Annotated in this window: 11 protein-coding genes; 7 read left to right on the forward strand and 4 right to left on the reverse strand. The window is 69.2% G+C overall.

Annotation, left to right across the window (positions count from 1 at the left end):
• Positions 1-245 precede the first annotated feature (245 nt).
• From WME90_RS04520 to WME90_RS04545, 6 genes are all read left to right on the forward strand, one after another.
• Positions 246-755: a chemotaxis protein CheX gene (locus WME90_RS04520; RefSeq protein ID WP_437279826.1), complete on the forward strand. Its 510-nt coding sequence runs from the start codon at positions 246-248 to the stop codon at positions 753-755.
• A 545-nt stretch (positions 756-1,300) separates the two neighbouring features.
• Entirely contained in the window at positions 1,301-4,087 is a 2,787-nt protein-coding gene (locus WME90_RS04525) for a nitrate- and nitrite sensing domain-containing protein (protein WP_437279827.1), read from the forward strand.
• Positions 4,088-4,135: 48 nt separating this feature from the next.
• Positions 4,136-4,672: a chemotaxis protein CheX gene (locus WME90_RS04530; RefSeq protein WP_437279828.1), complete on the forward strand. Its 537-nt coding sequence runs from the start codon at positions 4,136-4,138 to the stop codon at positions 4,670-4,672.
• A gap of 36 nt (positions 4,673-4,708) precedes the next feature.
• Positions 4,709-5,086, forward strand: coding sequence for a response regulator (locus tag WME90_RS04535; RefSeq protein ID WP_437279829.1), 378 nt, complete (start codon positions 4,709-4,711; stop codon positions 5,084-5,086).
• Between the two features lie 298 nt (positions 5,087-5,384).
• Entirely contained in the window at positions 5,385-5,918 is a 534-nt protein-coding gene (locus WME90_RS04540; RefSeq protein ID WP_437279830.1) for a GxxExxY protein, read from the forward strand.
• A gap of 573 nt (positions 5,919-6,491) precedes the next feature.
• On the forward strand, positions 6,492-6,914 hold the full coding sequence (locus tag WME90_RS04545) for a hypothetical protein (RefSeq protein ID WP_437279831.1): 423 nt from the start codon (positions 6,492-6,494) through the stop codon (positions 6,912-6,914).
• A 163-nt stretch (positions 6,915-7,077) separates the two neighbouring features.
• Here the strand turns inward: WME90_RS04545 and WME90_RS04550 are convergent, their stop codons facing one another.
• From WME90_RS04550 to WME90_RS04560, 3 genes are all read right to left on the reverse strand, one after another.
• Entirely contained in the window at positions 7,078-7,407 is a 330-nt protein-coding gene (locus WME90_RS04550) for a hypothetical protein (protein WP_437279832.1), read from the reverse strand.
• Between the two features lie 58 nt (positions 7,408-7,465).
• Positions 7,466-8,218 (reverse strand): hypothetical protein, encoded by a 753-nt coding sequence (locus tag WME90_RS04555; RefSeq protein ID WP_437279833.1) that lies wholly within the window; start codon positions 8,216-8,218, stop codon positions 7,466-7,468.
• Positions 8,219-8,481: 263 nt separating this feature from the next.
• Entirely contained in the window at positions 8,482-10,398 is a 1,917-nt protein-coding gene (locus WME90_RS04560; RefSeq protein WP_437279834.1) for a glycosyl hydrolase, read from the reverse strand.
• Between the two features lie 517 nt (positions 10,399-10,915).
• Here WME90_RS04560 and WME90_RS04565 point away from each other — a divergent pair.
• The gene (locus tag WME90_RS04565; protein WP_437279835.1) at positions 10,916-12,259 is read left to right on the forward strand and encodes an MBL fold metallo-hydrolase; all 1,344 of its coding nucleotides are present in this window, start codon (positions 10,916-10,918) and stop codon (positions 12,257-12,259) included.
• A 117-nt stretch (positions 12,260-12,376) separates the two neighbouring features.
• Here WME90_RS04565 and WME90_RS04570 read toward each other — a convergent pair whose 3' ends face one another.
• Positions 12,377-13,546: a hypothetical protein gene (locus WME90_RS04570; RefSeq protein WP_437279836.1), complete on the reverse strand. Its 1,170-nt coding sequence runs from the start codon at positions 13,544-13,546 to the stop codon at positions 12,377-12,379.
• Positions 13,547-13,740: the final 194 nt, after the last annotated feature.

The raw sequence follows: 13,740 nt of genomic DNA on the forward strand, positions 1-13,740 counted from the left end.
TGTCCGAGAACTGTAATGGTCCTCAAGGGACAGATGAGCTAATTTGAACGTTTGCCATGCGGCGGTGGGGCACGACACGGGAAGGCGAGTCCGACATCAGGTCGGGGAACGGCGCCCATGACCGCCCGGGCGCCGAGGGGCGCGACTCGAGCCTGCCGCCTCGAGTCGGGCAGCCGTCCGGGCCTGGGCGTTCCGGCCCGTCCAGCGAGAGGTCGCCTGCTTCACGGTCTCCTTCGTCCCGCAAGGTGCGAACCATCGACGTCCTCGTTCAGGGGGCGACAGTGGAGCTCTTCCACTTTTACGGCGTCGCCATCGCGCCCGCGGACAGCGGAGAGGGCCGCGACGAGGCGCGGGTCCACAGCGACCCTGCGAGCACGGTCGAGTTCGCCGCGCCCGGCTTCTCCGGCGTCCTGGCCTTGTCGGCCAGCGCTGACGTGTTTCGCGCCATGACGGGGCTGCCGCCCGCGCTCGATAGCGTCGACGACTGGATGCGCGAGGTCGCCAATCAGCTCATGGGAAAGGTGAAGAGCCGCCTCGCGCGGTTCCAGATCTCGCTTCACACCGAGCTGCCGCAGCTGCGCCGCGCGAGCGACGTGGAGCGTCGGTACCGGGGGAGCAAGCAGCTCTTCCGCTATGCTTTCCGGACATTGAAGGGCGAGGTGGTCGTCTCGGTGGGCGGTGACTTCGACGAGAGCTCGCTGGTGTTCTCGAACTCATCGCCGCTTCCGCTCGATGGAAAGGTGATCCTGTTCTGAGCGCTCTCGCGCGGCGCCTGCTCCGCGCTCTCTAGGCGCCGCCAGCGCCGCCGCCGGCAGCGGCGGTGGCGGGTGTCGCCGCGCGCGCGAGGCGCCGTTCCCGCGCTCGCCGCGGTGAACTCCGACCCACCATCATTGATTTCTCCCCGTTAGCAGAGCCTTCGTTGCGGCCCCAGCCGACGTCGCACGCGCTCTTGCGGACTCGCGAGCTTCACGCGTAGCATGCCCAGCAACGAGAGCGGGGGGGAACTCGCCGCGCTCCGCCGCGCTCCGACGCGCCACGGTAGGTGAGACGTCACAACAGGAAAGAACGTGAATCAGGAGAGCACACATGGTGTGCGGGCGAACGTCGATCAGGACTCCACGTGTGCACGCGTCGATAGTCGTTTGCATGTTCAGCGTCGCGCGCGGGGTTCAGCTCGCCCGGTGCTCGTGCTGAGCGCTCCGCGCGGGGGGACAGGCGTTCGCGCAAGACCCCTTGTTGCGAAGCACACGAAATGCGCGCGGCCGCGGCGCCGCGCGGGCCACGCCAGGGGGACGGGTGCATGCCGACATTGCGTAGCGCTTCGATTCGACTGAAGCTGTGGTCGCTCGCCGGCGTCCCCGTCGCGGGGGCCCTGCTGCTGGCGGCGATGATCGTCGGCGATGCGCGGCAGCAGGCGGCGAGGGCGGCGGGGATCGGCTCCATAGAGGACCTCGCGCAGCTCTCGTCGATCATGGCGAAGCCGCTGCACGCTCTCCAGAAGGAGCGGGCGTGGACGGCGCTGGTCGAGGGGCTGGAGGCCCGGCCTCCGGAGGCGGGCGACTCCGAGGGCGAGCGGCGCGTCGCGCCGCCGTTCGACCGCGCAGCGGCGCTCCTGAGCGCGAGGGGCCAGCTCCACGACGCGCGGGCGGCGACCGACGAGAGCCTCGGCCATCTCGACGCGTTCCTGGCCGAGCGCGACCTCTCGGGGCTGCCGCCCCGGCTCGCCCGCGATCTCGCCGAGGCGCGCGCCAAGGTCGGCGAGCTCGGCGCGTTCCGGGGCCAGGCCGACGCGAAGACGGTGTCGCTCGACGCCGTGCTGAAGCTGTTCGGCGGCATCAACATAAGCCTCATCCGGGCCAACGCCGGGCTCTCCGAGCTGAGCGACGAAGGCGAGCTCCTGCGCAGGATCCAGTCGATCGTCGCCGTGAACGAGTTTGCCGAGCGCGCCAGCCGCCAGCACGCGCTGCTCGCGCACGCCTTCGCGTCCACCCAGTTCGAGCCGGGCGCCTTCAAGACGCTCGTGACGCTGATGACGGAGGAGCAGCTCTATCACGAGGAGTTCATCGCCAACGCGTCGGAGCCCGCGCGAGCCCTCTATGACGCCGCCCGCGCCGACCCGCGCGTGCAGCGCGCCGACGAGCTGCGCGCCGCGGCGATCGCGTCGACGGACGAGTCGCTGGCCATCAACCACGACGCGTGGTTCGAGGCGCAGCAGGGGCGCGTCGACGGGCTCGCCGCGATCGAGCACGAGGCGATCTCCGGCATGAGGCGCGCCGCGGCGGTCAGGGTCGCGGACACGCGGAGGACGGTGCGCGACGGCGTCGCGGTCTCGGCGCTCGTGCTCCTCGTGTCGGTCGCGCTGGCGCTGGTCCTCGTGCGGGGGATATCGCGATCGCTCGAGGTCCTCGGCGCGGCCGCGGCCCACGTCCGGCGGACGCGCGACTACACGACGCGCGCCCGCAAGACCGCCGACGACGAGTTCGGGGCGCTCACGGACGCGTTCAACGAGATGCTGGCGGGCATCCAGGCGCGCGACGAGGTCCTCGAGAGCCACCGGCAGAACCTCGAGGCCACGGTCGCGGAGCGGACCTCGGAGCTCGAGAAGCGCAACCGGGAGATGCGCCTCGTCCTCGACAACGTCGATCAGGCCCTCGTGACCATCCATCGAGACGGCACGATGGAGCCCGTGCACTCCGCCGCCTTCGAGCGCCTCTTCGGCGTTCCGGCGCCCGACGAGCACTTCGCCGATCGCATCGCCGGCCACGATCTCCGGGTCCGCGCGTTCCTCAGGATGGGGTGGGAGGCCGCGTGCGACGACTTCCTGCCGCTCGAGGTCGTCCTGGACCAGCTCCCGAAGACCCTGCACCGCGAGGGCCGCTACCTCGCGCTCGGCTTCAAGCCGATCCTGTCGGGAGAGGGCCAGTTCAGCGGGGCGCTGATGGTGATTACGGACGTCACCTCGACGATCGCCTCCGTGCGGGAGTCCGAGCAGCAGCACGAGTATATCCAGGTGTTCGAGCGCGCCGTGAAGGATCGGCTCGGCCTCATCGGCTTCGTCAACGACACGACGAAGCTCGTCGACGCGGTGAGCGCGCGGTCCACCGCCGAGGTGGACGAGGTGATGCGCCTCGTGCACACGATCAAGGGGAACGCCGGGCTCTGGGACGTGACGAGCGTGGCGCGGGTGGCGCACGAGATCGAGAGCTTCGTCGTCGAGGAGCGCGCGCTGCCGTCCGACGAGCAGATCGACACGCTGAGGGACGCGTGGCTCGCCTTCGTGGGGCGCGTGAGCGTCCTGCTCGTGTCGACGGCGCAGTCCTCGCGCGCCGACGTCGGCCACGAGGAGATCGACGCCTTGCTCGACATGGTGCGCCAGCGCCGCGACCCCGCCGAGATCGAGCGGGCCATCGCGGCCCTCCGCGACGAGCGGACCGAGGTGCGGTTCAACCGGATGAAGGACCAGGCCGAGACGCTGGCCCGGAAGCTCGGCAAGCCGAAGCCCGACGTGCGTATCGACGCCGGGGGCGTCCGGCTCGCCGCGCCGCGGTTCGCCGGGATGTGGCAGGCGCTGGGCCACGTCGTGCGCAACGTGATGGACCACGGGATCGAGCTGCCGGAGGTGCGCGAGGCGGCTGGCAAGCCGTCGAGAGGCACGCTCACGCTCCGCTCGCGGATGACGGCGGACGAGATCGTCATCGAGATCGGCGACGACGGCGCGGGCATCGACTGGGAGCGCGTGCGCGAGAAGGCGGCGGCCGTCGGGTTGCCGAGCGCGACGCGGCGAGATCTCGAGGCCGCGCTGTTCGCTCCAGGCTTCAGCACGGCCGAGCAGGTCACGGACGTCTCCGGCCGCGGCGTCGGCCTCGGCGTCGCGCTCCACGAGTGCCGGCGGCTCGCGGGCCGGGTGGAGCTCGACACCGACCGCGGCAAGGGGACGACCTTCCGCTTCCGGTTCTCTCGAGAGCCGAGCGACGCCGCGGGCGTGCCGTTGACCGCCTCGCTGCCGCCTTCGAGCAGGCGAGGCTCGCTGGTACCCCCCCCTTCGCGGGGCGGATCGAGCCCGGGCATGGCGTCGGGGAGCGCGTGACACGGTGAGCACATCGACAATGCAGAGCGAGATATCGAGGAGAGGGGAATGAACTCGGAGAGCTGGGACCGCATCCATGAGGAGCTCGCCACGTCGTGCGTCCACCTGTTTCGCGACAACGGCGTCGAGCTCCGGCGGCTGGACGACGGGACGTCGGAGGCGACGCCGGGCAACGCGGTGGTCTCCTTCATCGGCTTCACGGGCGACCACCTTCGCGGGAGCCTGACGATCGTCGCGCCCGTGGCGCTCATCACGCGCTGCCACCCGCTGCGAGATCGGCGCGCGATCGACGAAGATATGGTGTGCGACTGGGCGAGCGAGCTCGCCAATCAGCTCCTCGGGCGGGTGAAGAACCGCCTGCGCCACCTCGGGCTGGTCATCGTGCTCTCGACGCCGAGCGCCGCGATCGGCGAGCACCTGCGCGCCAGGGAGGAGCAGAGCGAGGGCTTCCGGCGGCTCCTGTTCGCCGCGGGGCCCGACCGGCTCGTCGTGCTCTTCGACGCGCTCGCCCCCGATACGGCGCTGGAGCTCGAGGAAGTGAACATGCCCGATCCGCAGCCCGAGGGCGAAGTGCTGTTGTTCTGAGCCGGTCGGCCGTACACGCAAGAGGAGACACGTCACATGGCCAAGAAAATTCTTCTCGTCGAGGATTCGAGTACGGTCCGCCAGCAGGTTGGCATCCTCCTGTCGGGCGCGGGTTATGGCACGCTGGAAGCGGACAACGGCCGAGACGCGGTCGCCTCCGTCGCCGCCCACAAGGACGAGCTGTCCATGATCATCGCGGACGTGAACATGCCCGTGATGAACGGCATCGAGATGATCCAGAGCCTGCGGGAGAAGGGCCTCGCGTCCGGCGTCCCGATCCTGATGCTCACCACCGAGGGGCAGCCGGAGCTCATCGAGAAGGCCCGAAAAGCCGGCGCGAAGGGCTGGATCATCAAGCCGTTCAAGCCGGATCTGCTGCTCGCCGCGGTGAAGAAGCTCGCCGGCGAGCCCTGAACGTCCGGCCGCGCGAGCCGCGGCCATATCCCTGCGACCTCGGCCCGGCCGAGGGGCGTCGCACCCCGGTACCACGGAAATCGGCGACTGCAGCCGGTGTCGGACGGATCCGCCCTGCGGCGCTGGGCAGCGCTCGGTGGTTGCGGCGCGGCGCCGATCCGTGGGATTCTCTGTGCGGGAGGTCACAAAACGCGCCCGCATCGGTAGTCCTGGTCTACTGGCTTCGTTTGACCTGTCGACTCGTCGTTGGGCCGCAGCGCATCGGGGGCTGCTGGGCGCAACAGCGAGGCTTCGTTTAATGACAGAAAAACAAGGGAAAACCGCAAGGACGCAAGGGGCGCAAGGACCAGAAGGGAAGGTCGGGATTCTTCTTAAGCGCGACCCGAGGTTCTGCGAGACGCCGCCGGAGGTGAACGATGCCGCGCGGCGCGTCGTCGAGGCTGCAGTCGAAGTGCATCGGGATCTTGGGCCTGGGTACGTGGAGTCTGTCTACGAGAACGCGCTTGCCGTCGAGCTCGGTCTTCGTGGTATTCCCTTCGAGCGTCAAGTGGCTTTTCGCATCGAGTACAAGGGGCACGACGTCGGCGAGGGCCGAATGGATCTGCTCGTCGAGCGTTGCTTGGTAGTGGAGCTCAAGGCGGTCGAGCGCTTCACCGAGGTCCATGTTGCACAAGCCATTTCGTACCTGAAGGCCGCAGGGCATCCACTTGCGCTGCTCATCAACTTCAACGTGCCTGTGCTCCTGCGCGGCGTGAAGCGCATCGTTCGGAACCGCCCGTCGAACCAGGCAGATGGAGCCGCGATGGCGCCCGATTCTCGGGACCAGAAATGAAGGCCATCTCCATCTCTTCCCCTTGCGTCCCTTGCGCCCTTGCGGTTTTCTCATTCTTCTCATCGATGCGGCCCAACAAACCGCTGCTGCCGGCGGAGCTTCGCGCCGCGGAAGATCGGTAAATCGTTGGCCAGGGTGGCGGAGGTGCTTATGGAAATTCGTCAAGCGGTCGTGAGCTATCTCCGAAGTCTGGCCGACAAGGAGCTGGCTGAGATCTTTTACGATGCGGTCCGTGATCGCCCGCCCGAGGACGTCGAAGCCGCGAAGCGCCATTTTGTTCTGGCGGACGTGAGCTATGAAGATGGGAGGTGGTCTCTCGACGTCATCGCCCGAGAGGATCCGGGGGTGTACCAGGCCGGCTGGGCTCCGGGGGTTCCAGTCTGCCAATGGGGGGTCTGCGAGAGCTGCTCCTCGCAGGTTCGGAGCTGGGCGAAGCACATGGTCTGCCCAGTGTGCGGAGGCAAAGTTTACGGATCGTGACCTGGGCAACCTGCAATCGCGGCCGATGGTCAGGCTCGCTCCCTTCGGTCGGTCGCGTGTTCGCCGTTGAACGGTAAATCGTGAGTCATTGAAATGAAGATCGACTCGTCCACAGGTAGGCTTGAGCTGGAAAGCGGCTTGGTATTGTCGCCAGCGCTGAGCCGCTCCCAGTTCCTTGCGTCGCCTGCGGGCGTGGCGAGCACCGTGTCGGTCAGAAACGAGCCATGGTGCTCGTTTCGCTTCGAAGCGGCAGCGGAGAACGTCGTGCTCGCTGTGTTCTTCAAGGCCGAGGTGCTCGGGTCAGTCCACCTCGCCGTGATCGATCCAAGATTTGGCGCCGGCTGGGATGATTGGAGCGAGGAAAAAGAGACGCAGCGGAAGGAGGCGAATGATCGGTGGTTGCTGGCTCACGGCCTTACGCCCGGAGAGAAATACGCTTGGGGCTCCGTGTGGTCTGGCTTCGACCCCAAGGGCGGCTTTAGCAGCGTGGTTATCCGGTATGCAGAAGAAGGCTAACGGCGTGCTTGTCATGAGCTTGGTACGAGCGATGTTGTCGTGTTCCCTGGCCTGCTGGGAGAGGACATGAAAAAGACGTGGAAGGACTGGGACTCGCGGCGCTCCGTGCCCAACTCGACCATGAGCGGGCTCCCGATCTTCTAGAGCGGCGTTCGCCGCGTCGTCAGGGCCAGACGGCGCCGAACCGACCAGGGCGGTCGCGCTGGAGCGCGGCGGCTCTCAGCGCGTCCGGGGGAGGAACGCCCCGTGGAACGTCTAGGGGCGCTCGTGATGCGCGATGTGCCACCGTGATCGCGCCCGTGTCGACGTCGACGCGGGCGATGCCGTTTCCGTGCGGGTCGTCGGCCCGCCCCTTCGTGGCGAGGAAGACGACGCCGTGCCGGTCCCCCTCGACCGGGACATTCTTGCCCTTGCCCTGCAGCGCGTGGAGCACGCGCCTTGGCCAGGACAGGGGCGAGCCGTAGAGGCGCCGCCCGGCCGCGAGCTCCTCCATCAGGCCGCGGCTTCGCACGAGGCGGTGCGCGCCCTCCGTCCGCCGGCGCCGGCGCTCGTCAGTGCAGCTTGTCCTTGGCCTCGGCGAGCTCCTCGTTGATCCGAGCCACGAACGCGTCGAGCGTCATCGGACCCTTGCTCGCGGCCGCGGCGGCCTCGATGGCCTGCGAGGCGAGCGAGGTGAGGCGCTCGACGTAGGCGAGCTGGCCCTCCAGCTTCTCGTAATCCCCGTCGACGAAGTACCCGCTGTCGTCGTTGACCTGGAGCTCGGGCGCATAGCGCTGCTTCACGTACCGCAAGATGGCGCACACGGCGACGTGAACCTTGGGGCCGGCGAACTGCGTCTTCGTCCAGTTGTAGCGGCTCCCCTCCTTGAAGAACTCGACCCCCGGCGCCTCCGGCAGGCTGGGGACGCTGACGCTGACGCGCGGCCCGCCGCCGCGCGCGTCTGCGCCGCCGCGCCCCGCCTTCTCCTGCGATGCGCGGGTGAGGTTGCGCGTGATGGCCGCGGACTCCGCCAGCGCCTGACGCATCATGTCCGCCATCTTCGTGTCGCTGAGGAGCGCGTGGTACGTGTGGTTGGTGAAGGTGCCTTCCCCATCGAAGTGGAAGTGCAGAGGCTCGCACTCGCGATGAGGATAGAGGGTGATGCCCTCGAGACCCGAGCAGGTGACGCGCCGGTCTTCGATGAGCTCCTTCATGGTCTTGCTGGGCCAGCCGGCGGCCGCGGCCTTGGCCGCGAGATCCGCCACGAGCTCGGGGACGACGGTCGGGTCGCGGAGCTTGCCCGTGTACGCGATGGAGATGCCCATGGTGCCTCCTGAAGCCTCTCCCATTACTCCACCGCGGTCGTCGAGGCCAGCGCGCGACCGGCGTCAGAGAGGCCGGACCGCGCCCCGGAGAGCGAGCCCTCGGCCGCGGTGACAATGACAGTGAAAGAGCCGCCGGAGCTCCCTTGCTCCGGCGGCCCGGGGCCGACTGGGACCGCCTGAACGTCCACGCCTGGCCGCGAGGTCAGGGCCTCGGCGTGTCCTTCACGTCTATGGCGGATATTCGCGCTCCGCCCCTTCGGGGGCTACTCGCAGGCTGTCATGCCGAAGCAGACCGCGGGATCCTCCGCGAAGCGACGGAAGTTGTCCGCCTCCGGGTGGCCCGGGAAGGGGACATAGTAGTAGACGGCCTTGTCGTCGAAATCGCTGCCGTCGTAATACGTCTGCCACGTCAGCGCGTAAGCGACGCCGGCGCTCTTCGCGAGATCGAGGAGGTGGGTGTTGTACCAGTCCTCGGTGAGCGCGCCCTGCCCCGCGCCCGGAAACAAACTTGTCACCTCGGCCGAGGTGAGCGCGACGGCGGACGCCGAGCCGAGGCCGTAGTTGTCCAAGAACTCCGTCCGCAGGCTCTGATCGAACAGGGTGTCGTGCCACCGGCTCACGTGGTCCGCCGGGTAGAGCGTGAGCGACGCGCCCGCCGCGAGCTTGCTGACCCGGTGGAGGAGGTGAAGCCGGTAGGTGCCCGTCTCGGTGAGCGCGTGAGGCTTGCCTTTGGCCGCGCCGATCGCCGCGACGGCGCTGGCCATCGCCTTCATGTCCTCGAGATCTGCCGAGGACGCTGCGCGCTCGTACGGGTAATAGAGATCGATGCCGAGGATGTCGATGAGGTCGTCTCCGGGGTACGCCTCGAGGTAGTATTCCTCCAGCATGGCGGACGGCGGCTGGCCGTCGTTCTCGAGCGCCGCGATCGCCTCCTGGGGCGGGCTCTCGTACGCCGCGCCGAGCTCGGAGAGATCCTCGACGAGGCGGGCCCGGAGCAGGTCGCGAGAGAGGCTCTCTGGATCTCTGACCTTCGCCTCGGCGGCCGTCACCGAGCTGTCGCTCAGCTTTCGCACCTTGTCGGTCGAGTACGCGAAGATGACGTTCTCCATCCCCGGCTCGCTCCGGACGGCCTCGGCGAACGTGCGGTAGGCGGCGCTGTAGGCAGCGGGGCCGGTGACGGCCTTATCGTCGTCGAGCAGGGCCTGGCAGTTCCAGTACGGCTGACCCCACCAGAACCACGCGCCTGTGTGCTCGTGGAACGGCCGGAGGACGACCGGCTTGCCGCCGAGCCCGTGCTCGCGGAAGAACTGGGCCACGTACTTCGCGTGGGCCACGAGCCAGTCGCGCGCCGAGATGCCGGCGTGGGTCCCCTGCTCGATCGGCACGTCGTTGGCGATCTTGCAGATGCACTTCAGGTTCTCCGGGATGTCCTCGCTGGAGCCGATGGAGCGCGAATAGTACGTCTCGGCGTAGAACGGAGTGCCTCCGCCCTGGGCGTGGATCGGGACGCTCTGGCCGTCGACCGAGAGGGTGGCGAGCGGCGTCTCGATGGCGTCTGCGAAGTCGGAGGTGCTGATGTCGTAGTTGCACGGGGGCGTGTGCCAGTCGAAGGCCACCATCCCGCCGGGCTGTTCCAGCGTGTACGCCGCGGCGGCCGCGGTGACGTCGCGCCGATTCCAGGGCACCGGATCGAAGACCATCGCGTCGAGCGAGATGCCGACCAGCCCGGGGTTCTCTCCCACGGTGGCGCCGGCGTCCGACGACCAGCCCCGCTCGCCGCGGCTCGCGGCGCCGGCCATGCTCGAGAACCAGTCGTTTGTCGACACGAGCTGCTTGGTGCCGGGATCGTAGAGCCCCCAGGTGATGGCGTTCTCGTATCCGAACCGGAACTTGCCGGCCCGGGACGACGTCCAGAGATCCTCGAGGAGGTCGCCCCTCGGCGTGTCCGGAAACTCGGGTGTGTCGTCCGGCGTGCCTGACGAGGTGCTCGACGAGCCGCCTCCCGAGGCGCTCGACGAGCCGCCTCCGGAGGCGCTCGAGGAGGACGTGTCGCCGGACGTGCTCGACGAGCCGCCTCCCGCGCCTTCCGGCGGCGTGTCCTCGTTCGACGACCCGCAGGCGGCCGTCAAGCACACGAGGAATGCGGCATAGATGCGTGGGCTGAGCTGGATGAGGTTCATGGGTTCTTCCCTGCGGACGGTGGTAGTGACGTGGCGGTAATAGAGCGTGTTAATCGGTTCAGTGTCAACGGTCACCTGCTGCGCACGTCGCCGCCGCCGGTTTCGCGCCGGTTTCGTCGCGCTCGCCCCGGGATGATGCCGCTGAGCGTCGCGGCTCGAGGTGCTCATCGGGGCGTCGCGCGTGTGTGGCGGCGCCTGCGGATTGCCTACGGCGCAGAATTAACCGGTTCATTGTTCTTGGAATTGTCATGGTTGTCGGGTGGTCGTGGGTACAACTTTCTGCTCGCTGTGCCCTATCCCCGTTCTTCTACCGAGACGATGCGCACTTTCAGTCGCTGGCATGACGAACATCGCTGCAACACGGATGTCATTGATGTGGAGGACGGTAGTGTACAACTTGGACGATCGGGTGATGTGGTGAAGATGCCATGGTGGTTGTGCCGCTCGGTGCGTTCGGCCGCTCGAGGCGGGTCGGGGCACATGCCTGCTCGCTTTCAGCGTGGTAGTCTGTTCGTTCATGGATAATGCGCAGAGCGACGGTATAGATGAGGGAGACTGGGGACGACTTCACGTCACGCGCGCCTGCTGTGGCGCAGGCGTTTGCAGGAACTTCGCTCCAGAGCTCCTGGGCGAGGTCGCGCCCGCGCACTGGGAAGCCATGGACGGCGACGTCCGGCGCCGCGGCCCCGCTGTGCTCGCGGGCACCTACGAGGAAGGGGCGTTCACCGGCATCTTGCGCCAGCCGCGGAGCGAGGCCGACGTCGAGGCGGCGCGCTCGGCGGTCGCCTCCTGCCCGGTCAACGCCTTGCGCTTCCGCCCGTCGCCGTCCCGCGCGCGCCCCGGCACGCACGGCGCCCCGTTCCGCGCCTGGCCGCGCCGCATCGAAGAGGACGTCTGGGCCCTCGGCCATCCCGCGCGCGAAAACGCGGGCGCCACGGCCTACTTCATCGAGCGCCCCGGCGGGGGCGTGCTCGTCGACCTGCCCAGGCCGACCGAAGCGGTCTTCCGTTTCCTCGAGGAGCACGGCGGGGTGCGGTGGATCTTCCTCACCCACCGTGACCACACCGCGCACCACGCCGAGTTCGCGGCCCGCTTCCCCGGGTGTCGCCGCGTCCTCGGCGTCGCGGACGTGAACCCGCGCGGCGCGCGCAACGCGGCCACCTCCGATGTGGAGATCAAGCTCGCCGACCGCCCCGAGCCCATGACCCTCGAAGGCGCGCCGCTCGCCGACGGCGAGCTCGCCGGCGCGGAGCTCGCCGTGCTCTCGCAGCCCGGCCACACCGCCGGGTCGATGTGCCTGCTGTACCGGGGCCGCTTCCTGTTCACGGGCGACCACCTCTCCTACTCGCGCCGCATCGGCCAGATCGTGGCGTTCCGGCTCCACTGCTGGCACGACTGGGAGCGTCAGATCCGCTCCGTACGCCGCCTGATCGCCCTGGCGGGCGCTGGTCACCTCCGCTTCGCGTGGCTCCTGCCTGGCCACGGCGAATGGCGCCGACTCGAAGGCGACGGCGGCGCTCCCGCGACGGCGGCCGAGCTGGAGCGCGCGCTCGCCTGGATGGAGCGGCAGGCGCCTGGCCACGTCCCTTTCTTCCGGTTCATCCCTTGGTTGCAGAGCCGCTCGTACCCCGGCACCCGCCTCGCGCGCGCGGTGCACGCGATCGGCGGCGATGGTCCCGGGAGCGAGGCCTGGGTGCTGCCGCGCGCCGCCAGGCCGTACCTGCCCGATTACCGGCCGGAGAAGGTCGCCGCTGCGTGGCTGCGGGCTTCCCTTGTCGCGGCCACGGCGCTCGGCGCCGCGGCGGCCGCCGTCCGGCTCGCAGCGCGCGCGGCGGGGGCGGTCGTGAATCGTGAAGCGTGAAGCGTGAGAGGAGCGCGTGAGGCGGCCTTGAGTGGTGCCCGGGGCTCCGGTCTTTGCAAGGCCGGGGCGGGGGCCTGAGGCGCCGCCGCTCCGGCGCCTCGGCGCCGGGCTCCTCGCTCAGCCGGTCGCGTCGGCTCGATCGTCCTGTCGCAGCAGATACGTTGTGTCGGGGTTCTCCCGGCGCCAGATCACGTTGTCCATGAAATAGTGGTGGATGTTCACGAACACGTAGATCGCCGCGAAGTACGGTGTCGGGCCCATGTCGGTCATGGCCTCGCCGTCGCTCGAGCTCAGCACCAGCGCGCCGTCGAGGAGCGCGGGCGCGCCGCGGAACAGCACCCACCCGAGGCCGACGGCGCTCGCCGCCAGGATCGCGAGGCGCAGGGCGGTCGGCCTCCCGAACAGCGGCGGGCCCTCGGCGTCGCGCGCCTCGTTCCGCTTCAAGAGCCAGACGAAATACAGATACTGGACGGAGTGCAGCGCCGGGATCACGTACACCATGAGCCGGTCGAGGCTCGAGTAGACCGTCCAGAGCCAGAGCGTGACGAGGAAGCCGGTCAGCGGCGCGAGCGGCGGTGGACGCCGCTCCGTTCGCCACCTGCGCGCGATCACCCAGAGCAGCGCGAGCGCGCTGAGCCCGAAGGCGAGCCCCGTGACGAGCTCGAGGGCCGGCGGGTGAGCGAGCGAGGTGTAGACCACGCCTTTCTCCACGACCTCCCTGCCCGGATCCGCCGGGCTCGCCCACGCGTAAGCCCAGGCCGAGAAGCAGTGCGCGAGGATCACCTTGCGCTCCACGGGGCCGAAGCGGAACCCGCGCCGCGCCGAGAGCACCGTCAGGACGCCGAACCCCTGCTTCACGTAGTGCCAGCCCACAAGGAGGAACATGAGCTGGATCATGAAGCCCATCGCCCGCGCGGAGCCGGTCGAGAGCGCCCCGATCGCCCACGCGAGCAGCGCGAGCGGGACCACGAGACCGGCGACGATGTAGCGGGCCCGCTGCGCCGGCGCGAACACGCCGTCGAACGCGCGGCGCCTCGCGTCCTTGTAAAACAGCAGGTACGTCACCGCGAAGTGAGGGTCGTTGATCACGGACGCGGCGTGGAACGTCAGGAAGCCGATCGCGAGCTCCGCCGCGTCGAGCCCGACGGCCCTGCGGAGGAGCCACGCGAGCGGAAAGAGCACGAGCGTCGCGCCCCCGACGAGCAGGAACTCGAGGAGACGGGCGCGAAAGGCGGCTCCACGCGGCGTCGCGATCGGGACTGGCAACGTCGCGCCCGCGCTGGTCATGCGCCCAAGCTACCACACGGGGGCGCCCTGACGGCGCGCGCCCGCGGCGCGCTCGGCGCCGGAGGCGGTGCCAGGATCTCTCGCCGTCGCGCCGCTGGCCTCGAGCAAAGCTCGGGTCGGTCCAGGGCATCCAAACCGCCATGCCCACCCCCCACCGAGGCGACCTCCGGCCCCTCGCGGCGCGCCGCGGCCAG

Source organism: Sorangium sp. So ce375 (genome assembly GCF_051473855.1).
Lineage (GTDB): Bacteria > Myxococcota_A > Polyangia > Polyangiales > Polyangiaceae > Sorangium.

What these genes read in the sequence shown, in the direction of transcription:
- WME90_RS04570 (WP_437279836.1), bottom strand. Translation starts at nt 13,546, where the DNA reads ATGACCAGCGCGGGCGCGACGTTGCCAGTCCCGATCGCGACGCCGCGT.
- WME90_RS04555 (WP_437279833.1), bottom strand. Translation starts at nt 8,218, where the DNA reads ATGGGCATCTCCATCGCGTACACGGGCAAGCTCCGCGACCCGACCGTC.
- WME90_RS04525 (WP_437279827.1), top strand. Translation starts at nt 1,301, where the DNA reads ATGCCGACATTGCGTAGCGCTTCGATTCGACTGAAGCTGTGGTCGCTC.
- WME90_RS04545 (WP_437279831.1), top strand. Translation starts at nt 6,492, where the DNA reads ATGAAGATCGACTCGTCCACAGGTAGGCTTGAGCTGGAAAGCGGCTTG.
- WME90_RS04540 (WP_437279830.1), top strand. Translation starts at nt 5,385, where the DNA reads ATGACAGAAAAACAAGGGAAAACCGCAAGGACGCAAGGGGCGCAAGGA.
- WME90_RS04535 (WP_437279829.1), top strand. Translation starts at nt 4,709, where the DNA reads ATGGCCAAGAAAATTCTTCTCGTCGAGGATTCGAGTACGGTCCGCCAG.
- WME90_RS04565 (WP_437279835.1), top strand. Translation starts at nt 10,916, where the DNA reads ATGGATAATGCGCAGAGCGACGGTATAGATGAGGGAGACTGGGGACGA.
- WME90_RS04560 (WP_437279834.1), bottom strand. Translation starts at nt 10,398, where the DNA reads ATGAACCTCATCCAGCTCAGCCCACGCATCTATGCCGCATTCCTCGTG.
- WME90_RS04530 (WP_437279828.1), top strand. Translation starts at nt 4,136, where the DNA reads ATGAACTCGGAGAGCTGGGACCGCATCCATGAGGAGCTCGCCACGTCG.
- WME90_RS04550 (WP_437279832.1), bottom strand. Translation starts at nt 7,407, where the DNA reads ATGGAGGAGCTCGCGGCCGGGCGGCGCCTCTACGGCTCGCCCCTGTCC.